At 72.4% G+C, this 26,428-nt stretch carries 25 protein-coding genes; 10 read left to right on the top strand and 15 right to left on the bottom strand.

Translation table 11 applies throughout. From position 1 onward, the window contains the following. Positions 1-95: 95 nt before the first annotated feature. From ACZ4WQ_RS46155 to ACZ4WQ_RS46145, 3 genes are all read right to left on the bottom strand, one after another. Positions 96-1,595 carry a serine/threonine-protein kinase gene (locus tag ACZ4WQ_RS46155; RefSeq protein ID WP_352135323.1) on the bottom strand — a complete coding sequence of 500 codons (1,500 nt, stop codon included), beginning with the start codon at positions 1,593-1,595 and terminating at the stop codon, positions 96-98. Between the two features lie 35 nt (positions 1,596-1,630). Next, complete coding sequence (locus ACZ4WQ_RS46150) at positions 1,631-2,221, bottom strand: hypothetical protein (protein WP_398374521.1); 591 nt, start codon at positions 2,219-2,221, stop codon at positions 1,631-1,633. A 133-nt stretch (positions 2,222-2,354) separates the two neighbouring features. After that, complete coding sequence (locus ACZ4WQ_RS46145) at positions 2,355-4,661, bottom strand: class I SAM-dependent DNA methyltransferase (RefSeq protein WP_398374876.1); 2,307 nt, start codon at positions 4,659-4,661, stop codon at positions 2,355-2,357. Positions 4,662-4,818: 157 nt separating this feature from the next. On the opposite strand from ACZ4WQ_RS46145, the gene ACZ4WQ_RS46140 reads away from it, so the two are divergent. Beyond that, complete coding sequence (locus tag ACZ4WQ_RS46140) at positions 4,819-5,550, top strand: hypothetical protein (protein ID WP_398374523.1); 732 nt, start codon at positions 4,819-4,821, stop codon at positions 5,548-5,550. Further along, complete coding sequence (locus tag ACZ4WQ_RS46135; RefSeq protein ID WP_398374524.1) at positions 5,550-6,329, top strand: hypothetical protein; 780 nt, start codon at positions 5,550-5,552, stop codon at positions 6,327-6,329. Before ACZ4WQ_RS46140 ends, ACZ4WQ_RS46135 begins: the two co-directional genes overlap by 1 nt. A gap of 107 nt (positions 6,330-6,436) precedes the next feature. On the opposite strand, the gene ACZ4WQ_RS46130 is transcribed toward ACZ4WQ_RS46135, so the two are convergent. Continuing rightward, on the bottom strand, positions 6,437-7,240 hold the full coding sequence (locus ACZ4WQ_RS46130) for an HNH endonuclease family protein (protein ID WP_398374525.1): 804 nt from the start codon (positions 7,238-7,240) through the stop codon (positions 6,437-6,439). Positions 7,241-7,298: 58 nt separating this feature from the next. Here ACZ4WQ_RS46130 and ACZ4WQ_RS46125 point away from each other — a divergent pair, with 58 nt between their 5' ends. After that, on the top strand, positions 7,299-8,762 hold the full coding sequence (locus tag ACZ4WQ_RS46125) for a DUF2079 domain-containing protein (RefSeq protein ID WP_358847583.1): 1,464 nt from the start codon (positions 7,299-7,301) through the stop codon (positions 8,760-8,762). A gap of 13 nt (positions 8,763-8,775) precedes the next feature. On the opposite strand, the gene ACZ4WQ_RS46120 is transcribed toward ACZ4WQ_RS46125, so the two are convergent. After that, complete coding sequence (locus ACZ4WQ_RS46120; protein WP_398374526.1) at positions 8,776-9,564, bottom strand: VOC family protein; 789 nt, start codon at positions 9,562-9,564, stop codon at positions 8,776-8,778. A 180-nt stretch (positions 9,565-9,744) separates the two neighbouring features. Between ACZ4WQ_RS46120 and ACZ4WQ_RS46115 the strand changes: the two genes are divergently transcribed. Beyond that, positions 9,745-10,239, top strand: coding sequence for an RDD family protein (locus ACZ4WQ_RS46115; protein WP_398374527.1), 495 nt, complete (start codon positions 9,745-9,747; stop codon positions 10,237-10,239). 28 nt (positions 10,240-10,267) lie between these two features. On the opposite strand, the gene ACZ4WQ_RS46110 is transcribed toward ACZ4WQ_RS46115, so the two are convergent. The 3 genes from ACZ4WQ_RS46110 to ACZ4WQ_RS46100 all read right to left on the bottom strand — a co-directional run bounded on the left by ACZ4WQ_RS46110 (position 10,268) and on the right by ACZ4WQ_RS46100 (position 13,908). Further along, positions 10,268-10,948 carry an ABC transporter ATP-binding protein gene (locus ACZ4WQ_RS46110; protein ID WP_311729350.1) on the bottom strand — a complete coding sequence of 227 codons (681 nt, stop codon included), beginning with the start codon at positions 10,946-10,948 and terminating at the stop codon, positions 10,268-10,270. Positions 10,949-11,010: 62 nt separating this feature from the next. Continuing rightward, entirely contained in the window at positions 11,011-12,507 is a 1,497-nt protein-coding gene (locus ACZ4WQ_RS46105; RefSeq protein WP_398374529.1) for an ABC transporter permease, read from the bottom strand. Between the two features lie 129 nt (positions 12,508-12,636). Next, positions 12,637-13,908, bottom strand: a complete 1,272-nt coding sequence (locus tag ACZ4WQ_RS46100; protein ID WP_385349651.1) for a L,D-transpeptidase — start codon at positions 13,906-13,908, stop codon at positions 12,637-12,639. Positions 13,909-14,331: 423 nt separating this feature from the next. On the opposite strand from ACZ4WQ_RS46100, the gene ACZ4WQ_RS46095 reads away from it, so the two are divergent. Then, positions 14,332-14,610, top strand: coding sequence for a hypothetical protein (locus ACZ4WQ_RS46095; RefSeq protein WP_311729347.1), 279 nt, complete (start codon positions 14,332-14,334; stop codon positions 14,608-14,610). Positions 14,611-14,628: 18 nt separating this feature from the next. On the opposite strand, the gene hutH is transcribed toward ACZ4WQ_RS46095, so the two are convergent. The 6 genes from hutH to ACZ4WQ_RS46065 form a co-directional block, all read right to left on the bottom strand. Then, positions 14,629-16,167: a histidine ammonia-lyase gene (gene hutH, locus ACZ4WQ_RS46090; protein WP_398374531.1), complete on the bottom strand. Its 1,539-nt coding sequence runs from the start codon at positions 16,165-16,167 to the stop codon at positions 14,629-14,631. A 96-nt stretch (positions 16,168-16,263) separates the two neighbouring features. Then, the gene (locus ACZ4WQ_RS46085) at positions 16,264-17,415 is read right to left on the bottom strand and encodes a GGDEF domain-containing protein (protein ID WP_358847594.1); all 1,152 of its coding nucleotides are present in this window, start codon (positions 17,413-17,415) and stop codon (positions 16,264-16,266) included. 136 nt (positions 17,416-17,551) lie between these two features. Further along, positions 17,552-18,346 carry an enoyl-CoA hydratase/isomerase family protein gene (locus ACZ4WQ_RS46080; protein ID WP_311729345.1) on the bottom strand — a complete coding sequence of 265 codons (795 nt, stop codon included), beginning with the start codon at positions 18,344-18,346 and terminating at the stop codon, positions 17,552-17,554. A 97-nt stretch (positions 18,347-18,443) separates the two neighbouring features. Further along, on the bottom strand, positions 18,444-19,961 hold the full coding sequence (locus ACZ4WQ_RS46075; protein WP_398374532.1) for a cytochrome P450: 1,518 nt from the start codon (positions 19,959-19,961) through the stop codon (positions 18,444-18,446). 233 nt (positions 19,962-20,194) lie between these two features. Continuing rightward, positions 20,195-21,364, bottom strand: a complete 1,170-nt coding sequence (locus ACZ4WQ_RS46070; RefSeq protein WP_385349640.1) for an adenylate/guanylate cyclase domain-containing protein — start codon at positions 21,362-21,364, stop codon at positions 20,195-20,197. A gap of 224 nt (positions 21,365-21,588) precedes the next feature. Further along, a complete protein-coding gene (locus ACZ4WQ_RS46065) occupies positions 21,589-22,458 on the bottom strand; it encodes a biotin--[acetyl-CoA-carboxylase] ligase (protein WP_311729342.1) in 870 nt (289 codons plus the stop codon). Positions 22,459-22,633: 175 nt separating this feature from the next. On the opposite strand from ACZ4WQ_RS46065, the gene ACZ4WQ_RS46060 reads away from it, so the two are divergent. The 4 genes from ACZ4WQ_RS46060 (at position 22,634) to ACZ4WQ_RS46045 (ending at position 25,418) form a co-directional block, all read left to right on the top strand. Next, positions 22,634-24,229, top strand: a complete 1,596-nt coding sequence (locus tag ACZ4WQ_RS46060; RefSeq protein WP_385349636.1) for an acyl-CoA carboxylase subunit beta — start codon at positions 22,634-22,636, stop codon at positions 24,227-24,229. Positions 24,230-24,285: 56 nt separating this feature from the next. Further along, positions 24,286-24,492 (top strand): acyl-CoA carboxylase epsilon subunit, encoded by a 207-nt coding sequence (locus ACZ4WQ_RS46055; RefSeq protein WP_398374533.1) that lies wholly within the window; start codon positions 24,286-24,288, stop codon positions 24,490-24,492. Between the two features lie 125 nt (positions 24,493-24,617). Continuing rightward, positions 24,618-24,749, top strand: coding sequence for a morphogenic membrane protein MmpB (gene mmpB / locus ACZ4WQ_RS46050; protein WP_311724186.1), 132 nt, complete (start codon positions 24,618-24,620; stop codon positions 24,747-24,749). A 51-nt stretch (positions 24,750-24,800) separates the two neighbouring features. Continuing rightward, positions 24,801-25,418, top strand: coding sequence for a Maf family protein (locus tag ACZ4WQ_RS46045; RefSeq protein WP_311724187.1), 618 nt, complete (start codon positions 24,801-24,803; stop codon positions 25,416-25,418). Between the two features lie 69 nt (positions 25,419-25,487). Here the strand turns inward: ACZ4WQ_RS46045 and ACZ4WQ_RS46040 are convergent, their stop codons facing one another. Beyond that, positions 25,488-25,901 carry a hypothetical protein gene (locus tag ACZ4WQ_RS46040; protein ID WP_398374878.1) on the bottom strand — a complete coding sequence of 138 codons (414 nt, stop codon included), beginning with the start codon at positions 25,899-25,901 and terminating at the stop codon, positions 25,488-25,490. 426 nt (positions 25,902-26,327) lie between these two features. Here ACZ4WQ_RS46040 and ACZ4WQ_RS46035 point away from each other — a divergent pair. Next, positions 26,328-26,428: biotin carboxylase N-terminal domain-containing protein (locus ACZ4WQ_RS46035; protein WP_158786612.1), on the top strand; the 101-nt coding region annotated here is incomplete at its 3' end.

The following is a 26,428-nucleotide window of genomic DNA, read 5'->3' as shown; positions in this document are numbered from 1 at the left end:
CGGCATAGATCGACCTGGCGTTGATCGATGGTATGGAGTCGGCGCGGCCGAAGCCACTGCTTCGACAACGATTCGCCTGGGCTCCGGCCACCTCGCTAGCCGCGGACCTGCCCGAGCCAGTGCAGGGTACGGCGGATTTCCTCCGGAAAGGGATGATGCGGGCCGTGCAGCCGCTCGGCGTCGAACAGAAGGCGGGCCAGCATGTCATGGGCGGCCGGGCGGTCGCCGAGGGAGAGCAGCAGGAGCCCGATGCGGCGGCGGATCTCCAGCGGCGGGGTGGGGTCGGTGGCCGCGTACTGCTCGAAGTACGGGAGCAGGGTGCGGTATTCGACCAGCGCCTGTGCGGCCTCGCCGAGCTGCTCGAGGCACTGGGCCGCCTCGTAGCGGAACTGAAGGGACTTGCGCAGCGCCTCCGGGCCCGACTCGGCGGCGTACTCGTCGGCGAGGCGCCGCAGCTCGGGCAGGGCGCGGCGGTACTGCCCGTCGTCCATGAGGGTCACCGCGTACTGCTTGCGCAGCGACCGTACGACCGGGGACAGCTCGCCGTGCTCGGCGGCGGCCGCCGGGAGGATCGAGCCGAGGATGTCCACGGCCTGGGTGATCCACCCCTGGTCGAGCAGGCGCTTGACCTCGTCCACGGCCTCCGCCACATCCGAGCGCGCGGGGGCGGTGGGCGCGGGCGGTGGAGGGGCTACGGTCGGCGGGGCGGGGCGGTCCGGCCAGGGGGCGTGCGGGCGCAGGAAGGGGCGCGTGGGATCCATGGGGCCGGTGGCGGCGACACCGGGCGCCACGGCGGCATAGGGCAGCAGTGGAACCAGCGCCTGGTAGACCTCCTGGGCGTCGGCCGGCCGGTGCTGGGGGTCCTTGGCGAGCAGCCGCAGCACCAGCGCCTCCAGCGCCTCGGGCACCTCGGGCCGCGCCTGGCGGACCGGGACCGGCGGCTCGTAGAGATGGCGGTGCAGCACGCCCAGGGCGGTGGAGCCGGCGAAGGGCACATTGCCGATGAGGAGTTCGTGCAGCAGCACGCCCAGCGCGTACAGGTCGGTGTACGGGCCGACGGCGCCGCCCATGGCCTGCTCGGGCGCCATGTAGGCGGGGCTGCCGATGGGCGATCCGGTGTGGGTGAGGCGGGTGGTGTCGGTGTCCAGGACGGCGGCCACGCCGAGGTCGAGGACGGTCACCGAGCCATCGGGGCGGATCATCACGTTCCGCGGCTTGAGGTCGCGGTGCACGATCGGCACCGCGTGGACGGCGGAGAGCACGGCGCACAGCTGGGCCGCGACGCACACCGCCCACTGCCAGGGGTAGGGGTCGTGCTCGGCGAGGTGGTCGGCGAGGTCGGCGCCCTCGACGTACTGCATGATCAGGTACAGGTCGTCGCCGTCGCTGCCCGCGTCGTGCACGGTGACCAGACCGCGGTGGTCGACCTGCGCGGTGACCCGGCACTCGCGTACGAAGCGGCGGCGCAGGTCGTCCACGTCGTCGTTGGGTATCGCCATCCGGTCGGGGCGCAGCAGCTTGACCGCGACGCGGCGGTCGAGCCGCCGGTCGTACGCGGTCCACACCTGGCCCATGCCGCCCTGGCCGAGGAGCATGGCCAGCTCATAGCGGTCGGCGACGACGCGTCCGTTCAACGGCCCTGCTCTCTGCGGAGGTAGTCGCTGAGCTCATCCAACTCGGCGCGCACACGCTGGATGCGCTCCGGCTGCGGGTGAGGCTGGGGTTGGGGTTGCGGCTGGGGTTGCGGCTGGGGTTGCGGCTGGGCGTATGGCTGCGGGTGGGGCTGGACGGGCTGGTGCGGCGGCACGGGCTGGTGCGGCGGGGCCGGGTAGCCGTAGGGCCCCGGCGGGTGCGGGTACCCCGGCGGGACGTACGGCCCCGCGGCCGGCGCCGGGCGGTGGTGCCTGATGTCCACGATCAGGTAGTGCGTCGACACGCCTACGGCCAGCAGGAACATGACCGTCAGGGTCGTGTACGCCAGCGCGTCGGGCTCGTCCGGGCCGGTCCCGAACTCCACGAACGCGAGCACCACCACCACACAGGTGCCCCAGAACAGCAGCCAGTCGAGCGCGCGGCGGCGCAGGATGGCCACGCGCAGCATCGTCACCCACGACAGCAGGCCGAAGGTCAGCAGCGACAGGGCGACGAAGACCACCCGCAGGACGGCCACCGTCGCGGTGGACGCGGGGCGGGGCGGCGGCGCGGGTGCGTAGCCGTGCATTGCTGCTCCTGGGGACCTGGTGCCGAGGGTGTGCTCGCGCGCGTGCGGGCGCGCGCTTGAGCGTATACATCGACGTGGCGAGGGGAACCCGGGTTGTACGGAATCCGGCGTCTCTTTGATCACATAAGCGCGATCAATGGGGCTGGACGGTACCGTCGGCGAGTCCGTCGTACAGCCCTCGCATCAACTGCTCCCCCAGCCGCCCCGCGAGCCTCAGCGCCTCCTCGAAGGAGGCGAGGGTGCGGTACTGCTGGCCGTAGCGCCGCTGGTCCGCGAGCGGGAGCCGGGGCAACCGCAGGCGGCGTACGTCGAGCCGGGTGGCGGTCGACGCATAGCTGCTGGCCTGCCGCTGGTTGGCGCTGCCGCGCAGATACCCGGCGAGGAACCACGGGTCCAGCGCCTCCGGGTCGGGCCGCAGCAGACACAGATTGCGGGCGAGCGCGGCCCCGGCCGCGGCCTCGTCCACCACGCGGGCGACGGTGCCGCCGCCGATCAGCGGCACCACGACATCGCCCGCCGCGGTCAGCACCGGCTCCTCGGCGGGCGCCTCGGGCCGCTCGCCGGCCGCCGCGCCGGGCGCGGGGGCCTGGGCGGCGGGGAGGGTGCCGCTGGGGCCGGTCCCGGTGAGCACATCGGACTCGGTGAGCAGAGGGGGCGCCCCCGGCCCCGCGGCCGCCGTCGCCGCACTGCCGGTGCGCAGCACCAGGGCGCCGGCGCGGGCCAGTTCGCCGACGGTGGTCATGGGCCAGCGCTGGCTCTGCGCCCCGGCCGCCGGGCCCGCCGCCCGGTCCTCGGGTCCATCCGGGCCCGCGGGCGCCACGGGGGTCAGTTCGACGGTACGGGCCAGGGTGGCGGTGAGCCGGTCGCGGACGGCGGCCAGCTCCTCGGCGCCGCCGCCCGCGGCGGGCGGCGGCAGATGGCGGGCAGGAGCGAGGTCGACGTCGTCGTCGAGGAGTTCGATCACGGGCACCACCCGGCACACCCCGGGCCGCTCGGGGGCGCCGCCGCCGCTGTCGAAGGCGCGCCAGGCGTCCAGGACGGTGTCGCGCACGAGCTGCCAGGGCAGCTTGTCCCGGCCGGGCGAGGCCGCGGCCGCCGGATACCCGGGGACCCCCGCCACCGGGCCGTCGCCCGGGGCCGCCGCCGAGGCCGCGGCCGCCGCGGCGTCGACCAGCAGCAGCCGGGGCGCGGCCGGCTGCCCGGCCCCGGGGCGGCACAGCACCCACAGATGCAGCGGGATGCCGTACGGCGGGGCGGCCCCGGCGGGCAGCGCGACCACCGCCCGCAGCGCGCCGCGCCGCAGCAGATCGGCGCGGATGCGGCGGCCGGAGCGGCGGGAGGCCGCGGCGGGAGGCATCAGCAGCACGGCGGGGCGGCCGTCGCGGACGTGGGCGAGGGCGTGCTGGACCCAGGCGAGCTCGGATTCGGTGCGGGCCGGGAAGCCGTACTCCCAGCGGGGGTCGTAGGCGAGCTCGTCGTGGCCCCAGTTGCGCTCGTTGAACGGCGGGTGGGAGACGACCGCGTCGGCGGTGTGCTGGGGCAGGGCGTCCGCGCGCAGGCTGTCGCCGCCGTACACCCGCACCTGGGCGCCGTGGGTGTCGTGGGCGTCGTGGGCCAGGGCCAGCCGCAGCGCGGTGAGGGCGGCCAGGTCGCGGTCCAGCTCCTGGGCGTACAGCGTGGCCGCGCTGTGGGTGCGCAGAACGGCGCGCAGCAGGCCGCCGGTGCCGGAGGCGGGGTCGAGAACGATGGGCCCGGCCCCCTCAGGACCCCCGGCGCCCTCGGGACCCGCCGGGCCGCCCGCCACCCCCGCCAGGGCGGCCATCAGCTCGGCGAGGTCGGGCGGGGTGACCGTGTACTGCCGCGGGTTGGCGTCCAGATGGCGCCCGACCAGGAACTCGTACGCCTCGCGCGGGCCCGCCTCGGCGGCCAGCTCGGCCGCCTGGCGCAGCAGCGGTACGAAGGGCCGCAGCCCGTCCGGGTCCGCGACGGGCACGGGGTGCTGCTCGCCGAGCCGGGCGGTCAGCACCGGGGCGAGCGCGGGCGGCAGCAGCTCGGCCAGCTGCGGATCGGCGGCCTCGCTCAACTGGCGCCAGCGGGCGGGCCGGTCCCGTACGAGGAGGAGTACGGCGCCGATGTGGCCGAGCGCGGCGGGGGCCCCGGCCGGATGCCCGGCGAGCAGCTGCCAGAGACGCTCGCGCAGCGGCACCTCGGCGAGCTTGCCCTGGGCGCGCAGCCAGCGCTCGACCTCGCCGAGGGCGAAGGTCGGGCTGGTCTCGGTGCCGCCGACCGGCTTGGGGAAATCCGCGTGGCGGCGCCGCCAGTTGCTGACGGCGGCCCGGCCGACCCCGGCCAGCCGGGCGATCCCGGCGGCGGTCACCTCTGCTGCGTTGTCGGCCACCTGGCTGACTCCCGTCCCGTGTGCGGCTGTGGCGTCGAGCATATCGATCGCGATCTTCAAAGAGATACGTTCACGCCGTGAATCCTACCGCTCAACTGATTCTTGTTGACTCGGTTCACAGACTCTGCTGTGATTGACCCATCGGTTCACGGGGCCACTCCGGCCCCGATAAGAGCGTCAGATAGGGGTGGGCTGCCGCATGTCGCAGCAGACGAAGCAGAACTGGTTCGCCCGGCACAAGGTCCTGACCGGGGCGGGGGCGCTCGTCGTGGTGATCGCCATCGGCGGCGCCTTGGCGGGAGGCGGAGACGACAACAAGGACAAGGACAAGGGCACCTCGGCCCAGGGGACCTCGTCCGGCGGGGGCTCGAAGGACAACTCCGCCGACAAGGCTGACAAGGCCGACAAGGCCGAAAAGCCCAAGGCCGAGGCCGCCATCGGCGGCGACGGCACCTTCCAGGTCGGCTCCGACGTCAAGCCCGGCACCTACATGTCCACGGACAACACCGACGGCATGTGCTACTGGGAGCGGGCCAAGGACTCCAGCGGCGAGACCGACTCGCTCATCGCCAACGACAACGTCATGGGCACCGCCTATGTGACGATCAAGGCGACCGACAAGATCTTCAAGTCGAACGACTGCCACGGCTGGGAGGCGGTCCCCGCCAAGGCCTCCGGCACCCCCAAGTCCGAGGTGGACGGGAACGGCGGCATGTACCGGATCGGGGCCGACCTCGCCCCCGGTACATACAAGTCGACCGGCAACGCCGATGACGACACCTGCTACTGGGAGCGCGACAAGGACGCCCTGCACGGCATCGACTCGATCATCGCCAACGAGAACGTCTCCGGAAACGGCGTGGTGACCATCGCCGCCGGCGACGGATACTTCAAGACCAACGGCTGCAAGAACTGGAAGAAGACGAACTGATGCGCTCCACCACGACCCTGGCGGCGCTGTGCGCCGTGACCGCACTCGCCCTGACCGCCTGCGGCTCCGACGGCGACAAGGGCGGCGAAGCCGGCAAGTCCGGGCAGTCGGTCTCGGCGAGTTCGAAGGCCACGGCGTCCACCAAGGCCCCCGGCTCCGAGTTGGAGAAGCTGACCGGTCCGCAGATAGCCAACAAGGCCATGAAGGCGATGAAGTCGGCGACGTCCCTGACCACGGACCTGGACGGCATCGTCGACGGCGGCTCCATGAAGTACCACATGTCCTCGGACAACAAGGGCGATTGCGCGGGCAAGGTGAGCATGGGCGCCGACGGCGGTGTCGAGCTGATCAAGACCGGCGGCCTGGTCTACATGAAGTTCGACCGCGCCTTCTGGAAGTCACAGGGCGGCGAGGACGGCGCGGCGGCGGCCGAGGCGATCGGCGAGCGCTGGACCAAGTCCAAGGCCAGCGGCGCGGATGCCAAGGACTTCACCGCCTTCTGCGACTCCGACGCGATGCTGGCCGGCTTCGAGGCCGGCCCCAACCTCGCGCGCAAGGGCGAGACCACCACGGTCGACGGCAAGCCCGCGATCACCCTCACCGAGACCGACGGCGACGAGACGTACACCACCTACGTCGCCACCGAGGGCAAGCCGTACATCCTCAAGATGGTCATCAAGGGCGGCAAGGAGCCCGGCACGGTCACGTTCAGCGACTTCGACAAGCCGGTCGACGCCAAGGCCCCGACCGGGGACATCGTCGACCTCGACGCCCTCTGATCGAAGGCCGGTCGAAAGCCCGTCGAAAGCCGGTCGAAAAGGCCGACATTGCCCGCGCGCCGACCCGGCGCGCGGGCGGCTTCATGTGCGGCTCGATGTGGTGCGGGTCACCCGGCGCACTGCTGCCGCATCATCCGCTGGTCGGCGGCGGTCACCGGTATCTCGTACTTGAGCGCGACCTGGGCGAAGCGGGCCGCGTACGCGCACCGGATCGAGGTGTCGGGCGGCAGCCAGGACGCGGGCCCGGAGTCGCCCTTGGACGAGTTGGCCCGGCCGTCGACGGGGATCAGGTTGAGCACGTCGTTCGCCAGCTGTTGGCGCTTGCTCTTCGGCCAGCGCGAGGAGCCCATCTGCCAGCTGTACGACAGCGGCACCACATGGTCGATCTGCACCTCGGCGGCCTTCTCCTTGCGCCACTCGATGGTCTTGCCGGTGTACGGGTCGTGCAGCGTCATGGCGACGACCACACAGTCGGAGCCGGACCGGAAGCGCAGCTCCTGCCCGTCGCGGCGCAGCAGGTCGTTCCGGGTGTCACAGCCGTTCCGCGCCAGCGGCACCCCGTCGGCCGTGTCCATCCACGCGTAGCCGAACTTGTCCCGCTCGTAGCCCGTCCTCGGCCCCCGTCCCTTGGTGACCAACTGGTCGATGAGCCGTTCGGCCGCGACCCGGTCCGTCTTCGTCGTCACGGGCGCCAGGCCCGGCTTCGTACCGTCCGGGTTCTTCAGCGGAATGACCGCCTGCCCCGCGCCGCCCTGTCCAGCGCTGCTCTGTCCACCGCTGCTCTGTCCGCCCCTGCTCTGCTTTGCGCCGCTCCGGCCGTCGTCGTCCTTCTCGGACCCGGACGAACACCCGGCGACGGCCAGCAGCACGGCGAGCCCTGGAATCAGCGCCCGCCCAAACCGTTTCTGCAACCCTCCGGCCTCCTTCGGTATCTTTTCGCACAGACCGCCCACACGATAAGGACCCTGGATGGACACGGCCGCCGCACTCCCTCCCGGCACCACCACCGAGGGAGCGACCGCCACCTTGGACCGCGCCCGGCCGGGCGGTGCCTCGGCCGCCGGGCTACGGCACCCGCGCCTCGACCCGTACTGGCTGGCCTCGGCCTTCTTCGTGGCCTTCGCGGCGGTGTCGATCACCCGCTACCGGCGGATGGCGACCATGTCCTGGGACCTGGGCATCTTCGAGCAGGCGATACGCTCCTACGCCCATCTCCGGACCCCCGTCGCCGATCTCAAGGGCCCCGGCTTCAACATCCTCGGCGACCACTTCAGCCCGGTCACCGCCCTGCTCGCCCCGTTCTACCGGGTCTTTCCCTCCCCCGTCACCCTGCTGGTCGCCCAGGCCGCCCTCTTCGCCCTGTCGATCATCCCCGTCACCCGCGTGGCGACGCGCCTGCTGGGGCGGGGCCGGGGGCTGGCGATCGGCGTCGCGTACGGGCTGTCCTGGGGCGTCCAGCGCGCCGTCGACTTCGACTTCCACGAGATCGCCTTCGCCATGCCGCTGCTCGCCTTCTCCCTGGAGGCGGTGATACTCCGGCGCTGGTACGCGGCGATGCTCTGGGCCGCCCCGCTCGTCTTCGTCAAGGAGGACATGGGGGCCACGGTGGCCGCGATCGGCGCCGTGATCGTGATCCGCGCCTGGCAGGAGCGCCCGCCGCGGATCGTCCCGCTCGCGATCGGCCTCATCGGCTTCGGCGTGCTGGCCTCCGCCCTGGCGCTCGGGGTGATCATCCCGAGCTTCAACGGCGGCGGCTCGTACGACTACTGGGACAAGGTCGGCAGCGGCGGCGAGCAGACCGGGACCATCCCCTTCGAGACCGCGGTGCGCACCCTGCTGTGGGTGCTGCTGCCCACCAGCGGCCTGCTCGCGCTGCGCTCCCCGCTGCTGCTGGCCGCCGTGCCCACCCTCGGCTGGCGCCTGGTCTCCCACGACGACCACTACTGGGGCACCGACTGGCACTACAGCGCGGTGCTGATGCCGATCGTCGCGCTCGCCCTCGTCGACGCCACAGACCGCGCCCGCGACAGCGACCGCGCCTGGCTGGCCTCGTACGCCCGGCAGCTGCCCGGCATGGTCGCGGCCGCGGCGCTGGCGCTGACCGCCTCGCTGCCCCTGGAGAACCTCACCAACCCGGACTTCTACGAAAAGCCCAAGGAAGTCACCGAGGTCGAGCGGCTGCTGGCCAGGATCCCGGACGGGGCGTCGGTCGAGGCCAACGTGGGGCCGATCAGCCGGCTCACCAACCGCTGCCGGGTGCTGTGGGTCGGCAACACCCGCGATGTCGTGCCGGACTACATAGCCCTCCAGGAGCCGGAGCGCACGCCCGGGGAGCTCGTGCAGTACGCGAAGCAGCTGCACCCGAACCAGCGCTACGCGTATCTCGGCTCCACCGGGGGCTACTTCGTGCTCAAGCGGGCCGACGCGGGCTGAACCGCGGTCATCCTCACGTGGTCATCGGCTTCGGGGCGATCAGGGCGAACGCCGCCCCCTGCGAGTCGCGGACCACGGCCATCCGGCCCGCCACCATCTCGAAGGGCTCCCGGCCCACCGTTCCGCCGGCCGAGAGCACCCGCGCCACGGCCCCGTCGGTGTCCGCGACCGCGAAGTAGACCAGCCACTGCGAGCCCACGTCGGCCGCGGCGTCCTCGCTCAGCTGCTGCATCCCGCCCACCGGGCGGCCGTCCACGGACAGGGCGAAGTAGCCCTCGGCGCCCTCCATCGGGGCGCTCCGGATGCCCAGCGCCGCCTCGTAAAAGGCGGCGGCCGCCTCGTGGTCGGTGGTGTTGAGCTCGTTCCAGATCAGTGCGCCGGGTTCGTTGACGATGCCCGCGCCGGGGAACTCCCGCGGCTCCCAGACGCCGAAGACCGCCCCGGTCGGATCGGCCGCCACCAGCATCCGCCCCAGGTTCATCACCTCCACGGCCGGGGTGAACACGGTCCCCCCGTTGCGGGTGATCGCCTGAAGGGTGGCATCGGCGTCGGCGGAGGCGAAGTACGTGGTCCAGGCGGGCGGCGGCACGGGCTGGTCGCCCATCGACTCGGCCGACATGATCCCGGCCACGGGTCTGCCCTTGAGGGTGCACAGCGCGTATCCGCCGGTCTCGGGCGGGCCGGGGCTGCCCTCCCAGCCGAGGACCCCGGCGTAGAAGCCGAGGGCGGCCGCCTGGTCGGGGGCCACCACATCGATCCAGCAGGGGGTGCCGGGCTGGTAGGGCTCGCTGACTTCGGGCATCGGCGCCTCCGGGTCGGGCCCCGGCCGTCGCGGCGGCCGGACATCATCCCCTCGGCCCATTCTCCCGGGGTGCGGCGGCGCCGCCACTCGGCGCCGCGCCACACCTCTCTCACCGCATCGATACCGGCCGCGCACCGTCTTGAGAAAAGAACGTCACAGACGCGCGGCAGGATGCCCCACATGATCGACTCCCAGGCCCGGCAGCCCTACCCGCACCCGTACGCCCATCCCCCGCATCCTCAGCCCCAGCCACAGCCGCCCGCCGTCCCCGAGGCCATCGGCGATTTCCGGCGGTGGTTCTCGGCGACCGCGGACGGCCTGATCGCCCTCTTCGGCGGCATGGCCATCACCGTGCGGCTCATTCCCGCCCTCGGTGGGCCGGAGCCGTTCTGGGGCACCGCCCTGGCCGGGGTGTTCGGGCTGTCCTTCCTCCACCATGTGCTGGGGCCCTGGATCTTCCGGACGACGATCGGCAAATTCCTGTTCGCCGCCCGGGTGGTGCGCGACGCGGACGGCGGGCGGCCGCGCTTCTGGCAGACCGTCCGGCGCTGGGCATACGGGCTGACCTGGCTTCCGATGCAGCCGATTCAGAGCCTGTTCGGCGCGGACGGCGACCCGTACGAGGACGCCTGCGGCCTGCGCTACGTACGCGCCAAGGACCTGCGCCGACGCTGACGCCCCGTACCGGATGGATCCGGGCGGCTCAGGCGGCGCGCTCGGTGACCTTCACCCTCCCCTTCTCGATCGTGGCCAGGCGCGGGGCGCGGCGGGCGATGGCGCTGTCGTGGGTGACCATGACGAAGGTCAGGCCGTGCTCCTCCCACAGCCCCTCCAGCAGGGTCATGATCTCGTCGCGCATCGACTCGTCCAGGTTGCCGGTCGGCTCGTCGGCGAGCAGCACCTTGGGGCGCTTGACCAGCGCGCGGGCGATCGCCACGCGCTGCTGCTGGCCGCCGGACATCTCCCCGGGCAGATGCCCGAGCCGCTCGCCGAGCCCGACCGACTCCAGCGCCTCGGCGGCGCGCCCGCGCCGCTCGGCGGCCTTGACGCCCAGCGGGACGAGGGCGGTCTCCACGTTCTCCTGCGCGGTGAGCGTGGGGATCAGATTGAAGCTCTGGAAGACGAAGCCGATGTTCTCGGATCTGACCTTGGTGAGCCGGGCCTCGCTGAGCGAGGCCAGATCGACGCCGTCGAGCTCGACCGCGCCGGAGGTGGGGCGGTCCAGGCCGCCGAGCATCTGGAGCAGGGTGGACTTGCCGCCGCCGGTGGGGCCCTGGATCACCAGACGGCCGCCGTCCTCGATGGTCAGGTCCACGCCGGCGAGGGCGTCGACGGTGTCCTTGCCGCGCCGGTAGCGCTTGGTGACGCCGCTGAGCTGGTACATGGGGTGACTCCTTGACTCCTGGTCAGGCGTTCAGGCGTGGGCTGAGGGTGGGGATCGCCGGGCTACTCGACGCGGCGCAGCGCGTCCGCCGGGCGCAGCCGCGAGGCGCGCCAGCCGCCGAAGCCGCCCGCCACGAGCCCGCCCGCGACGGCGAGGCCGACCGCGAGCGCGATGGTGGCCGCGCTGACCGGGGCGGTGAGCGCCACGTCCAGCGACTTGGTCGCGGCCTGGCGCAGCCCGCCGCCCATGCCGCCGGGCCCGCCGCCGCCCGGGCCGCCCATGCCCATGCCGCCGCCCGCGCCGCCTCCGGTGGAGCCCAGCTGGGCGGTGAGGCTGGGGCTGATCGCGGTCACCGCGTAGGCGCCCGCGAGGCCGAGCGCGATCCCGAGCGCCCCGCCGAGCAGCCCGTTGACCAGGGCCTCGCCCACCACCTGGCGGGTGACCCGGCCGCTCTTCCAGCCCAGCGCCTTGAGCGTGCCGAACTCCCGCACCCGGCGGCTGACCGCCGAGGAGGTGAGCAGCCCGGCGACCAGGAAGGCGGCGGCCAGGACGGCGATGGACAGCCACTTGCCGACGTTGGAGGCGAGGTCGGAGGCGGTGGACAGGGAGCCTGAGACGGTCTTGGCGAGGTCGGCGGAGGTGGTGACCGTGGTGCCGGAGACGTTTCTCTGGATGGCCGACTTGACGCCGTCGATGCGCTGCGAGTCGGCCGCCTTGACGTAGACGGTGGTGACCTTGTCCTTGGAGTCGGAGAGGGTCTGCGCCTGCTTGAGCGGGATGTAGACGTTCGCGGCGGACGAGCCGCTGTCGGCGGTCGCGATCCCGATGATCTCGAACTTGGTGCCGGAGATGGTGACGTCGTCGCCCAGCGCCAGCTTCTTCTCCTTGGCGTACGCGCTGTCGACGACCGCCGCCTTGGCGTTGCCCTGCGCGCTGGTGAAGGTCTTGCCCTTGCTGATCCTGGAGGAGGTCAGCGGGCCGAGGCCGAGGTGGGAGACGTCGACCCCGTAGACGGAGAAGGAGTTGACGTCGAACTGGGCGCCGCCGCCCTCGACCTGCCCCTGCGGCGCGCCGCCGCCCTCGCCGCCGGGGCCGCCGCCCTGCCGGTTGCCGCCGGCGTTCGGGTTCTGCTTGAACTCGCCCCGGTTGAACTGCCCGCTGACCTTCAGGACCTGGAGGTTCAGCCCGCCGACCGCGTCGGCGACCCCGTCCTGCTTCCCGATCTTGGTCACGGTCGCGGCGGACAGGGTCTGGAAGCCCTGCACCATCACCCGGTCGCTGCTCTGCTCTTTGTCGTCGTCGCTGTCGCGGGCGTCGAACTCGAAGCGCGGGCGCGAGTTCTGGTTGCTGCCCGAGGACGCCTCGCGGGCCTTGGTGACGGTCATGTCGGTGCCCAGGCCGTACAGCGACTCCAGCACCTTGCCCTGTGCGCGCTCCATGCCGGAGGACACCGAGGTGACGACGATGACGAGCGCGATGCCCAGTGCCAGACCCGAGGCGACGACGAGCGCCGCCTTTCTACGGCGGCGCAGCTCGCGCCGGAGGTAGGTGAAGAACATGCGCGCGACGGTAGGGGCGTCGTGTGATGAGCGGATAAGGGCAGGATGAGAGCGGGCTGAGAAAGCCGACGGGCGGCGGCCGGCCCGAGAAGGCCGACCGCCGCCCGGGGCGGAAGTGCTAAGGGTGCGTCAGGCGCCGGTGGCGCTGCCCGCGACCCACTCGCTCCACTTCATGTTCCAACCGTTCAGGCCGTTGTCCGGCGCGACGGTCCGGTCCTTCGAGTTCTTCACGATGACGACGTCACCGATCTGCGACTCGTTGTAGAACCAGGTCCCGTCGGTGTTCGGGTCGTTCGCGCCCTTGGTGTCCGACAGGCCCACGCAGCCGTGGCTGGTGTTGACGGCGCCGAAGATGGACTTGGCGCCCCAGTAGTTGCCGTGGATGAAGGTGCCCGAGGTGGTCAGGCGCATGGCGTGCGGCACGTCCTTGATGTCGTACTCGCCCTTGCCGTCGCTGTCCGTGAAGCCGACCGTGGCCCCGTTCATCCGGGTCTCCTTGAACTTCTCGGAGATCACCATCTGACCGTTGTAGGTCGTGTTCTGCGGGCTGCCGGCCGAGATCTTGATGGTCTTGAACAGCTTGCCGTCGCGCACGACCTTCATGGTCTTGGCCTCGGCGTCGACCGTGGAGACCTGGGAGCGGCCGATCTTGAAGGTGACGGTCTTCTCCTGGACGCCCTTCACCCCCGGCGAGCCCTCGACGCCGTCGAGGTCCAGCTTCAGGGTGACGGTCGAGTTGGCCTTCCAGTACTCATTCGGCCGGAAGTCCAGCCGCTGGCTGCCGAACCAGTGGCCGACGACCTGCTGACCGCTGCTGGAGCTGACCGTGATGCCCGACTGGACGGCCTTCTTGTCGCTGATCGCCTTGTCGAAGTTGATCGACACGGGCATGCCGACGCCGACCGTCGCGCCGCTCTCCGGCGTGAAGTTGCCGATGAAGCTGTTCGCCGGCGAGACGGTGGTGAAGGAGGAGTTCTCGGTCGCCTTGCGGCCCTTGGAGTCCTCGGCCGTCGCGGCGATCTTGTACTGGGTGGACCGCTCCAGCTGCCCGCTCGGCTTCCAGGACTTCCCGTCGGACGATATGGAGCCGGGGACCTTGGTACCGGTCGCGGCCGCGGTCATGCTCACGTCCTTGAGTGTGCCGCCGGAGACGGTGACCTTGGTGTCGCTGTTGATGCCCGCGTTGGTGGCTCCGGCCTTGGGCGTGATCTTGATGTGGGCTTCCGACGCGTCCTTGGCGGCCGCCTCGTCCACCTGCGACTGCGACTTGTCGCCGCCGGCGTTGTTCTTGTTGCCGTCGCTGCCGCCGTCGCCGCCCCCACCACACGCCGCGAGGGTCAGTACTCCGCTGAGCACGGCGGCCGCGGCCACCAGCCCCCTACGGCGCTTGCCGTCCGTCATCACACGCTTCTCCATTGATCTGGACCCCAGAAACCCCGGACCTATCTGACAAGAACGCCTGTACCTTTTGGCCGGTTCCTCGCACAGTAAAACTGTGCGCAAGGCCACTTAGCAAAGGCGCCGGTCAAGCCGGTGGCCCGACCGGGGTAACCGGCACCCGTGCGGCGCAGTCGTCCCGTCCCCTCTTATCCTCCAGGACGCAACATCGCAGGACTCCGTTCCACTCCGGCGCGTCGGGACACGGATCTTCGAGGATCCCTGGGGGGCACTCGCACCCAAACCCGGCATAGCCGGGCAAAGCATGATGTCTTCGGACTGCCCATACGACGGAGGGTATGCCTCCGGGGGGTCTCGCTTCCGCGCGACCCGCAGTTGTCACTACGATCGGACGCACGAGGCCAATTCACCGCCGCCTCAAGGAGGATGCAGTTGTCCGCACGCCGACCGCTGATGACCGCCGCCGCCGCGGGTTCGCTGCTGTGCGCCCTGTGGTTCGTCCCCTCCGCGAACGCCACCGTCGAGCGGGAGGGCCAGGCCCCCGCCGCACAGACGAGAGCCGCCCAGCCCGCCTCCGGTGAGAACCTCGCCGACACGGGCAGCGTGGACGTCACCCCGTACCTGATCGGCGGCACGGCCTTCCTGGGGCTCGGGGTCGCGATGGTGACCGCGTCCGTACGCCGCACGCGCCCCGAGGCGTACTAGCCAGGCGCTGGAGGCCGCTCAGGCCAGGGGTCCGGTCACCTGTTCCGCCGCCTCGGTCAGCTGCCCCGACCGTACGAACGCGTCCGCGGCCGCCAGGTCCGGCGCCAGATAGCGGTCCGCCCCCGGGCCCTCGACGCCCGCCCGGCGCACCGCCGCCAGCACCGCCCGGCTCGCGGGGGCCGGCGTCAGCCCCTCCCGCAGCTCGATCGCGCGGGTGGCCGCGACCAGCTCCACCGCGATCACGCGGGTCAGGTTGTCCACCGCCGTACGCAGCTTGCGCGCCGCCGACCAGCCCATCGAGACATGGTCCTCCTGCATCGCCGAGGAGGGGATGGAGTCGACGGAGGCGGGCACCGCCAGCCGCTTCATCTCGCTCACCAGCGCCGCCTGGGTGTACTGCGCGATCATCAGACCCGAGTCCACGCCGGCGTCCCCCGCCAGGAACGGCGGCAGGCCGTGCGAGCGGTTCTTGTCGAGCAGCCGGTCGGTGCGGCGCTCGGCGATCGAGGCGAGGTCGGCCGCGGCGACCGCCAGGAAGTCCAGGACGTAGGCGACGGGCGCCCCGTGGAAGTTGCCGTTGGACTCCACCCGGCCGTCCGGCAGCACCACCGGATTGTCCACGGCGGCGGCCAGCTCGCGGTCGGCGACCAGCCGGGCGTGCGTGAGCGTGTCCCGGCCCGCGCCCGCGACCTGGGGCGCGCAGCGCACCGAGTAGGCGTCCTGGACCCGCGGCGCGTCGTCCTGGTGGTGCCCGGTGAGACCGGATCCGGCCAGCACCCGCAGCATGTTGTCCGCGCTCGCCGCCTGGCCCGGGTGCGGCCGGATGGCGTGCAGCTCGGGGGCCAGCACCCGGTCGGTGCCCAGCAGCGCCTCCAGCGACAGCGCGGCCGTCACATCGGCGGCGGTGAACAGCCGCCCCAGGTCCTCGCAGGCCATGAGCAGCATGCCCAGCATCCCGTCGGTGCCGTTGAGCAGCGCGAGCCCCTCCTTCTCGCGCAGCTCGACCGGCTCGATGCCGTGCTCGGCCAGCAGCTCGGCGGCCGGGCGCAGCGCCCCGTCCGGCCCCTCGGCCTCCCCCTCGCCCATCAGCGTCAGCGCGCAGTGCGAGAGCGGGGCGAGGTCTCCGGAGCAGCCCAGCGAACCGTACTCGTGCACCACGGGCGTGATCCCCGCGTTGAGCACGGCGGCCATGGTCCGTACGACCACCGGGCGCACGCCGGTGCGGCCCGAGGCGAGCGTCTTCAGCCGCAGGAACATCAGCGCGCGCACCACCTCGCGCTCGACCCGCGGCCCCATGCCCGCGGCGTGCGAGCGCACGATGTTGCGCTGTAGCTGAACGCGCAGCTCCGGGCTGATGTGGCGGACGGCGAGCGCGCCGAAGCCGGTGGAGACGCCGTAGACGGGCTCCGGCTTGGCGGCGAGGTCGTCGATGATCCGGCGCGAGGCGGCGACGGCGGCCATGGCGTCCTCGGACAGCTCGACCCGCGCGCCGCCGCGGGCGACGGCGAGCACGTCGGTCGCGGTCGTCCCGGAGGTACCCAGCACTACAGAATGCATATCCATATTCAGGCACCCTAGATACTGAATCCCCGCCTGTCACCCGCCGCCCGACCCGGCAGCGCTCTCGCCGCCTGCGGCGGGCTCACGCGGCGGCTAGAGCCGGCCGCGGAAGCGGCGGCGTTCGGGGGCGCGGATCGATCTGTCCGCGGCGGCGCTGTCCGCGAGGCGGACCACCGGGTCCTCCGGACCCCCCTCGCGCCCCGCGACCACCGGCTTCGCCGAGCGGGCGGCCTTCGCCCGGTACTGGGCCGCGTCCGCCAGCCGGAACAGCCGGCGGGCGCTGTGCACCGGGCCGATCGGGTCACCCGTCGAGGCCACCCCGCACGCGACCCCCTCACCCAGCTCCAGCTCGGCGGCCCGGCGGCACAGCTCGTCGGCCACCCGCACCACCTCGTCCGCCGACGGGCCGACCTCCACCAGGCAGAACTCATCGCCCCCGAGCCGGGCCGCCAGGGCCCCCGGGAGCATCGCGCCGCACAGCGAGAGCACCGAGCCGAACCGTTCCAGCAGCCGGTCGCCCAGCGCGTGCCCCAGCGTGTCGTTCACCTGCTTGAGCCCGTTGAGGTCGCACATCACCAGGCTCACCACCACCGAGTCGTCACGGCGGTGCGCCTCCAGCGCCTCGTCCAGTCTTATGTCCACCGCCCGGCGGTTGCCGAGCCCGGTCAGCGGGTCGGTGAAGGCCAGCTTGCGGGCCTCCTCCAGCCGCTCGGTCTGCGCGATCCCGGCGGCGGTCACCGCGGCCAGGACGGTCGCGAAGTCGGCGTCGGCCCGGCCGAACACCGGCCCCCCGGCCCGCCGCGCCACATACAGCTCGCCCCACGCCCGGCCGTGCAGCACGATCGGCGCGACGACGCAGCTGCCGCGCCCGCGCCGCCGCAGCGCCGCCGCCCGCCCGGGGCTGACGCCGCGCAGCACCCCCTGCGGACCGCCCGCCGCGCCCGTGCCCGCGTACGGGTCCACGCCCGGACCGCCCGCCACCTCCACCCACGCGTGCGGCTCCCCGCCCCGCGCCCACTGCTCATGCAGAAACTCGGTGATCTCGGGGAACTCGTGCACCGGATAGGACTCGTGCTCGGGGAACTCCTCCTCCCCCTCGGCCAGTTCCCCGCTGTTGACCAGCACCCGCAGCCGCCCCAGCTCCCGCTCCCACACCGAAACCGCCGCGAAGCTCCCGCCGAGCGCGCGGCGCGCGGCCTCCGCCGCGGACCGCACCGCCTCACGCGGGGTGTGCGCGGCCGCCATCGCCTGCGCCAGTCCCACCACGGCCGTCAGCCGCGCATCACCCTCGCCTGTCACCACGCCTCACATTCCCCTGCCGCGCACACCGCACAGTCCAGCGTAGGAATGTTCGGCGAATTCTGCCTTGTCCCGTATCGGGCTATTCGCCGGGCCAGTTCGGTGTGCGCTTTTCGTTGAAGGCCGCCACGCCCTCCGCCCGGTCCCCGGAGAAGGCCACCGACCGCCAGGCCGCGTCCTCGATCTCGAGCCCTGCCCGCAGATCGAGTCCGTAACCGACCCGCAGCGCCCGCTTGGCCGCCCGCAGCCCCACCGGGGAGTTCGCGGCGATCCGCCGGGCCAGCTCCAGCGCCTCGGTACGGTCCTCGCCGTCCGCGGCCAGCCGGTCGACGAGGCCCAGCTCATGGGCCTCAGCGGCGGCCACCCGCCGCGCCGTGAAGATCAGCTCGGCGGCGCGCGCGGCCCCGACCCGGCGCGGCAGCAGTTGGGTGCCGCCGCCGCCAGGGATCACCCCGACCGAGACCTCGGGCAGCCCGACCACCGCCGTGCCGTCCGCGACGATCAGGTCGCAGGCCAGGGCCAGCTCATAGCCGCCGCCCAGCGCGTAGCCGTGCACGGCGGCCACCGTCGGCACCGGCAGCTCCAGCACCCCCGTGTAGGCGGCGCGCGCCAGCGGCCGCTGCCGCCCCAGCTCGGCGTCGCTCAGGGAGTTCCGCTCCTTCAGGTCGGCGCCCACGCAGAAGGCCCGCTCGTGGCTGGAGGACAGCACCACGGCCCGTACGGACCTGTCCTGGGCCAGCGCGGCGCACGCCTCGGCGATACTCCGCGCCATCCCCGTGGAGACGGCGTTCATGGCCTTGGGCCGGTCCAGTACCAGCTCGGCCACGAAGTCTTCCCGCCGGACCGCGACCCACTCGCCGTAGCGCTGCTCACTCACACGACCCTCCCGGTTAACGACCGTGAACACGTCGGGACGGATCATCGCAGCCCGCGCCGCCCCCGGCCAGTGGACGCCGGGGGCGACGGGGCACCGGTCACTTGCGCGAGCGTCGCCATCGGGCCAGGAAGGCCAGCACGCCGGTCGGCTTCGGCTTGGCCGCCTCCCCGGGCGCACCGCCGGGCTCCACCACGGCCGCCACCTCCGCGCCCGGCACCGCCGGCGGCGCCGACGGGGCGGGCGGGGCGGTCGGGGCGGCGGGGATCCCCTGGACCGTGACCTCAGGGGCCGAGGTCGGAGCAGCAGGAGCGGGGGCCGCCGGCTCGGGCCCGGCGTCCCACTCCGCGGCCTTGGGCGGCTCGCCGACGCGCGCGAACCGCACCGGGAGCGCGGTCAGCCCGCGTTGGTACAGCCCCGGGCGCCACTCCAGCTTCTCGGCGTCGACGGCGAGCTCGATGTCCGGAAGCCGGTCCAGCAGCTTCTCGATGGCCGCGGTCGCGATCAGCCGCCCCTGGCTGCGGCCGGAGCAGGTGTGCTGCCCGGCGCTGAAGGCCAGGTGAGCCCGGTTTCCCTGCTTGTGCTGGGAGGATTCGAGCGCGTCCTGGTTGCCCCCGGCGAAGCTGATCACCACGGGCTCGCCCGCGCGCAGCCGGGTCCCGCTGATCGTGACGTCCCGCAGCGGGAAGTGCACAGCCAGATTGGCCAGCGGCGGTGCGGTCCACAACACCTCGTCCAGGGCGTCCTCGACGAGCATGCCCCCGCCCGCGAGGTCCCCCGCGAAGTTCTCGTCGGTCAGCAGCACCCGCAGGGCGTTGCTGATCAGGCTGGGCACCGGCTCGCTGCCCATGCCCATCATCAGCAGCAGCTGCTCGATCAGCTCCTCGTCGGTCAACCGCGCCGGGTGGGCGATCAGCCAGGAGGTGACGTCAGGACCCGGCTCCGTCCGCTTGAGCTCGATCAGGGCCAGCAGCGTGGCATCGACCTCCTGGGCCGCGGCCATCGGGTCCTGACCGTCCAGCAGCTGCGCCATGGCCCCGAACAGTCGGTCCGCGATGTCCTTCGGGCAGCCGAACAGCTCGCCGACGGTCAGCATCGAGACCAGCTGGCAGTACTCGGGGATCAGATCGGCCTCGCCCGCCGCGGCGAACTGGTCGATCAGCGAGTCGGCTATGCGCTCCACATAGCCGCGCAGCGCCCCCGGGTCGATCCGGCTCATGCTGTCGTCGATGGCGCTGCGCAGCCGCCGGTGCGCCTCGCCGTCCACCCAGCCGGCCTGGGCCCGGGGCCTGATGAGCTGGGCGGAGTGGGTGGCCTCGGGGACCCGGCCCTCATTTCTCGCCCGCCAGTTGCGCGCGTCCTTGGAGAACGTCTCGGGGCGCCGAAGGATCTCCAGGGCCGTCTCGTAACCGACGCACAGCACGGCCGTGACGCCCGGGTCCAGCTCCACGGGCGCGAGCGGGCCATGGGTCTCGCGCAGCCGCTTGTAGACGGCGTACGGGTCCTGGAAGAACTCGGCCGTGTAAAGCGGCTCGGCTCCGGTGCCGCCGGCATGCGCCGGGCAGCCCGGAGGGGGAACGGCAGTCGGCTGGGCGACCGATTCGTAAGGCTGGCTCACAGTGCTCCTGGCTTCTGTCTTCGGTACAGGCCGACAGCGCGAGGGCATGAGCTCGAGGCTCGCCGGGATCGCCAAGATCCACTCATCTCGCGCGCAGGTAGGCTAGCGCGATACGGCAGTCCTGCACCCCGGGCTTCCCTGAAGAGACACAGGAACTGCGCACATAAGTACGCAGAACCCCCGTACGGGAACTCGACGGCGCACTCGGCGGTACGCGCCTCAGCCCTGCCCCCTCAGCCCCGCCGGGTCAGCAGCCACGGCTCCACGACCCCCAGCCCACGCACCGGCCGCTGCCACGTCGGCTGGAGCGCGAAGCGGTACGAGGGCGGCTCCTCGCCCTCCTTCTCCGCGGCGGCCGCCTCCTCCGCGGCCTGGACCTCCGACACCGGGGCGGCCCTCAGCCGCCCCAGCTCCTCCGCGAACGCGCCGTCCACCAGGACCGCGTTCTTCGGGGCTATGGAGGTCAGCCGGCTGGCCAGGTTCACCGTCGTGCCGAAGACATCGCCCATCCTGGTCGTGACGGTCCCGAAGGCCATCCCGACCCGCAGCTCGGGCATCGTCTCGTCATGGGTCAGCGTCTCGATCAGCCGCAGCCCGATCTCGGCCGCGATGCTCGCGTCGTCGGCCGCGTACAGCACCTCGTCGCCCAGCGTCTTGATCAGCCGGCCGCCGTGCGCGGCCACCAGGTCGGCGGCCGTGGTCTCGAACGCCTCGACCAGCTCGCCGAGCTCCTCCTCCTCCAGCCGCCGGGTCAGCCGGGTGAAGCTCACCAGGTCCGCGAAGCCGACCGCCAGCCGCCGGTCGACCATCTCCGCGTCGTCCGCCGTCTGCACCACCCGGCCCGTCGCGGCCGCCAGCTGCCGCCGGTAGACATAGACCAGGAACTCCTCCAGCTCCGGAAGCAACAGCTCCACCAGCGGGTAGGCGATCTCGGTCCGCGTCATGCCGGTCTCGTGCGGCTCGGTGAGCCCCTCCAGGAAGGAGTCGGTCTGCCAGTCGGCCAGCCGGGCCGTGGTCTGGCCCGTCGACCGCGCCACCTGGATGGCCATCGGCTCGCTGAGCAGCCCCGCCTCCACCAGGCCGGCCAGCCGCCGCAGCGCCAGCACATCCGCCTCCGTGAGCGCCTTGGCCTGGCCGATGTCGGCGAAGCCCATCGCCCGCCAGAAGCGGGTGGCCAGCTCCACGGACACCCCGGCGCTGCGGGCCGCCTGGAAAGGGGTGTACTGCCGCTCCGCCCCGAGGATCAGCTGCTCGAGCCGTAGCGAGAGAGGGTCCACTTCGGGCTCGCCGCCACCGCCGCCGACCGCACCCCCGTCGACGGGCGGGGCGTCGGCGTCATCGGCGGCCGCGCCCCGGGCCCCGGCGTCCGGAGCCGCGCCGGAATCCCTGTCGTCGGCGGTCACCGGCGGCCCCCTGTCCGATCCCTGCGCACTGCCCTTCCGTTCCCTCTTCCGGTAGTTCGGTTTCCGGCTCACGGCCGCCCCGAACTGGACGGACCGCCACAACGATACGTCAGGTGTGCCCTAGCTCACTCTCCCCGGGGAAGCTGGGAAAACTCTTTGCCCCAGGGCTCAAAAAATCTCCGCCCGCTCGCTGCCGGACCACCGCCCCGACTCCGTACCCGGAGCTACGACACGGCCCGCAGATGCACGATGTCCCCGGCGGAGACCGGCTCCTGCACACCGCCCTCGGTGGCGAGCACCAGCCGCCCGTCGCCGTCGATGGCGACGGCCTCGCCGACGCGCTCCCCGCCGCCGGGCAGCTCGGCACGCACCCTACGGCCCAGGGTCGCGCACCCCGCCGCGTACGTCTCCTGGAGCCCGCAGGCCCCGGGGTCGCCCTCGAACCGGCGCCACTCCCCGTACCACTCCTCGATCGACCGCAGCACGGCCCGCAGCAGCGGGTCCCGGTCGGTGGAGACGGCGCCCGCGAGCGCCAGCGAACCGGCCGTCGGCACCGGCAGCTCGTCGGCGTGCAGCGAGATGTTCAGGCCGACGCCGATCACCACCGCGTCACCGGTCCGCTCGGCGAGGATCCCGCCGAACTTCCGCTCCTGGCCCTCGACCGTCACCAGCAGGTCGTTGGGCCACTTCAGCGCGGTGTCCACGCCCGCCGCCCGGGACAGCGCCCCGGCGCTCGCGACGCCGGCGAGCAGCGGCAGCCAGCCCCAGCGCTCGCCGGGCACCCCGGCGGCGCCCGGCCGCAGCAGCACCGAGAAGAACAGCCCGGAGCGGGGCGGGGCGGTCCAGGTGCGGTCCAGCCGTCCGCGCCCGGCGGTCTGCTCCTCGGCCACGAGCACCGCGCCCTCCGGGGCGCCCGCGGCCGCCCGGGTGACCAGATCGGTGTTGGTGGAGCCGGTCGCCTGCACCACGTCGAGCTCGGTCCACAGCCCGCCGGGCCGCACCAGCGCGCGCCGCAGCGCGGCCTCGACCAGCGGGGGACGTTCCAGGTCGGACCAGCGGCCGCCCCGGCCGCCCGGGGTGTCAGATGGCGTCATACGCGCCAGCCTAGGGTGAGGAGGTGTGGCCAACGACGCAGTGCCCGCATACAGTCCCGCCGATACGCTACGTGCCGGTAGCCCAGCCGGCGCAAGCACCCTTTTCCCGCCCGCCGACCCCCGTTTCACGGCCTGATTCCGCAAGGCCCCGAGGACGAGCAGGAGCCGCATCCCGATGTCCGAGCCTGAGATCTCCTCCGAGATTCCCCATCGTCACACCACCGCGGGCAAGCTCGCGGATCTCCAGCGCCGCATCGACGAGGCCACCCACGCGGGCTCGGCGCGAGCGGTGGAGAAGCAGCACGCCAAGGGCAAGCTGACCGCGCGAGAGCGCATCAATCTGCTCCTCGACGAGGGCTCGTTCACCGAACTCGACGAGTTCGCGCGGCACCGCTCGACCAGCTTCGGCATCGAGAAGAACCGCCCGTACGGCGACGGCGTGGTGACCGGCTACGGCACGGTGGACGGCCGCCCGGTCTGCGTCTACTCCCAGGACTTCACGATCTTCGGCGGCTCGCTCGGCGAGGTCTACGGCGAGAAGATCGTCAAGGTGATGGACTTCGCCCTGAAGACCGGCTGCCCGATCATCGGCATCAACGACGGCGGTGGCGCCCGGATCCAGGAGGGCGTGGTCGCCCTCGGCCTGTTCGCCGAGATCTTCCGCCGAAACGTTCATGCGTCGGGCGTCATCCCGCAGATCAGCCTGATCGTCGGACCGTGCGCGGGCGGGGCCGTCTACTCCCCCGCGATCACCGACTTCACGGTGATGGTCGACCAGACCTCGCACATGTTCATCACGGGACCGGATGTGATCAAGACGGTCACCGGCGAGGACGTGGGCTTCGAGGCCCTCGGCGGCGCCCGTACCCACAACACCACCTCCGGCGTGGCCCACTACATGGCGGCCGACGAGAAGGACGCCTTCGAGTACGTCAAGGCGCTGCTGTCCTACCTCCCGTCCAACAACCTCTCCGAGCCCCCGGCCTTCCCCGACGAGGCCGACCTCCAGGTCAGCGACGAGGACCAGGAGCTGGACGTCCTCATCCCGGACTCGGCGAACCAGCCCTACGACATGCACAAGGCGATCGAGCACGTGCTGGACGACGGCGAGTTCCTGGAGACCCAGCCGCTCTTCGCGCCGAACATCCTCACCGGCTTCGGCCGGGTCGAGGGCCACCCGGTGGGCATCGTGGCCAACCAGCCGCTCCAGTTCGCGGGCTGCCTGGACATCGACGCCTCGGAGAAGGCCGCCCGCTTCGTGCGCACCTGCGACGCCTTCAACGTGCCCGTCCTGACCTTCGTGGACGTGCCAGGCTTCCTGCCCGGCACCGACCAGGAGTACAACGGCATCATCCGGCGCGGCGCGAAGCTGATCTTCGCCTACGCCGAGGCCACCGTGCCGCTGATCACCGTCATCACCCGCAAGGCCTTCGGCGGCGCGTACGACGTCATGGGCTCCAAGCACCTGGGCGCGGACCTCAACCTGGCCTGGCCGACCGCGCAGATCGCGGTCATGGGCGCCCAGGGCGCCGTCAACATCCTCCACCGGCGGACGATCGCCGCCGCCGAGGACCCCGAGGCGACCCGCGCCGAGCTGATCGCCGACTACGAGGAGGCGCTCCTCAACCCGTACGCCGCCGCCGAGCGCGGCTACGTCGACGCGGTGATCATGCCGTCCGACACCCGCCGCCACATCGTCAAGGGCCTGCGCTCACTGCGCAACAAGCGCGAGAGCCTGCCCCCGAAGAAGCACGGCAACATCCCGCTGTAGGCGAAGATCCCGCCGTAGGCAACATCCCCCATCCCCCTCCAGGAAGGGCTGTTTCCATGATCAAGATAGTACGGGGCAATCCCACCCCGGAGGAGCTCGCCGCCGCGCTCGCGGTGGTCCAGGCGCGCGCGGCGGCCGCCGCGGCCGCCGCGCAGGGCGAGGGCGCGCCGCCGGAGTGGTCCGACCCGGCCCGCACCATCCCCGCCCGCCGGATGCCGCACCCGGGGCCGAGGGCGTGGCGTACGACGTACTGGCCGAGCTGAGGCGGCGTCCCGGCCCTCCGGCCCTCGCACCGTCACCGTTTGTCGCGAAAATAGTCCTTTACGCCGTGGCGCCTGAGTACGCGTACTCAGGCGCCACCGCCGTGCCACGGCGCAGGATCGAACGCATGCTGTGGTCCGATCCGCCCGACGAGCCGCCCGACGAACTGCGGCGGGCCCAGGACATGCTCCGCCGCGCGAGCACGGTGCTCGCGGTCGCGACCCTGACCCTGATGCTGCTGCTGAGCATGCACCCGTGACCTGCGCCCGGGCCGGTGTCCACGACCGGCGGGCCACCTACGCTAGGGCGCATGACTGACACGCCGCGCCCACTCATCCTCGCCTCCGCCTCCCCCGCCCGCCGCGCCCTGCTGCGCCAGGCCGGGCTGGCCTTCGAGGTGATCGTCAGCGGTGTGGACGAGGACGCGCTGAGCGCCGACACCCCCGCCGAGCTGGCGCGGATACTCGCCGAGGCCAAGGCGGGCGCCGTGGCCGCGCTCCCGGAGGCGGCCGGGACCCTGGTCATCGGCTGCGACTCGGTCCTGGAACTGGACGGCCAGGCGCTCGGCAAACCCGCGGACGCCGAGGAGGCCACCGCCCGCTGGAAGTCCATGCGCGGCCGCTCAGGCGTGCTACGGACCGGGCACTGCCTGATCGACACGGCGACCGGCCGCCGCACCTCCGCCACCGCCTCCACCACGGTCCACTTCGGCGAGCCGACCGACGCCGAGATCGCGGCGTACGTCGCCAGCGGCGAACCCCTGCATGTGGCGGGCGCGTTCACGCTCGACGGCCGCTCCGCGCCCTTCGTCGACGGCATCGAGGGCGACTCGGGCAACGTCATCGGGCTGTCCCTGCCGCTGCTGCGCCGGCTCCTGGCCGAGCTGGGCGTGAGCATCACCGACCTGTGGGCCGACGCCGGGCAGTGAACCGGCCGGGCGGTCGCCGCCCGTCGCCCGGCTACGGCGCCGGGCGGCAACTCGGCCGCGCGGCACCCCTCAAGCGGGACGCGGGGCGTCCGGGGCCACGGTCGCGCCGGCGGGCTCGGCCGGGCGCTCCGTCTCGTCGTACGCCAGCAGGTTCAGCACGATCAGGCCGAGCATCACCATCATGAGCGCGAAGGCGAGCCAGCCGACGAGGCCGACCGCGAAGGCGCCCACCAGCGCGTGCACCACGGCACAGGTGATGAGCAGGATGCGGGCAAAGCGCCCCGGGGCGCGGTCCCGTACGGCCATCCGGAGCAGCACCAGGCCGCACAGCAGCAGATAGAGGCCGAAGACCCCGCCCGCCACCCATGTGCCGACCGACATCGCGTCCGGGTCGAGGCCGCCCAGGGACATCTGCTGCCGGTCGACCACCAGGCCCAGGACCCAGTTGAGCAGCGCTATTCCGGCCGCCTCCACGATCAGCATCACGGCCGTCACCACGGCCACAGGTCTGCGTCGCGCCACCCCGCCCCACCTCTTCCGCTGCACCGGCTCGGGGCCGTCCCCCCGAGGAGGTTCGACATCACGAACGCTACTAACGGGTAAGCCCCGCGACAAGGGGTCGCGGAGGCACTCGTCAGACCGGAACGCCGCGGCAAAGTTTCCGTCCCGCGTTCGTAGGGATTCCACAAAGAAACACGGCGGACCACCGCTCCGACCACCGGAGAACCCGGCCGCCGCGCGAACCGTCGTCCGGCCCGAAAAACCGGGCGTACCGTGGAACGACGGGGGAGACGGCTGCCTCTTCACAGCAAGTTTCACGCTCCGTGTGGTCAAGCTCACGCCCGAGTTCTTCTCGGCGTGTGGTGTCACCTGTACCTAAACTCGGCTTGTTTCAAGGAGGGAGCCATCGTGCGCAAGGTGCTCATCGCCAATCGTGGCGAAATCGCGGTCCGGGTTGCCCGTGCCTGTCGGGACGCGGGGATCGCGAGTGTTGCGGTCTACGCCGATCC

This window comes from Streptomyces sp. NPDC028305 (genome assembly GCF_055569495.1).
The sequence above is the reverse complement of the archived record's forward strand: the minus strand, read 5'-3'. Positions and strand labels throughout refer to the sequence as shown.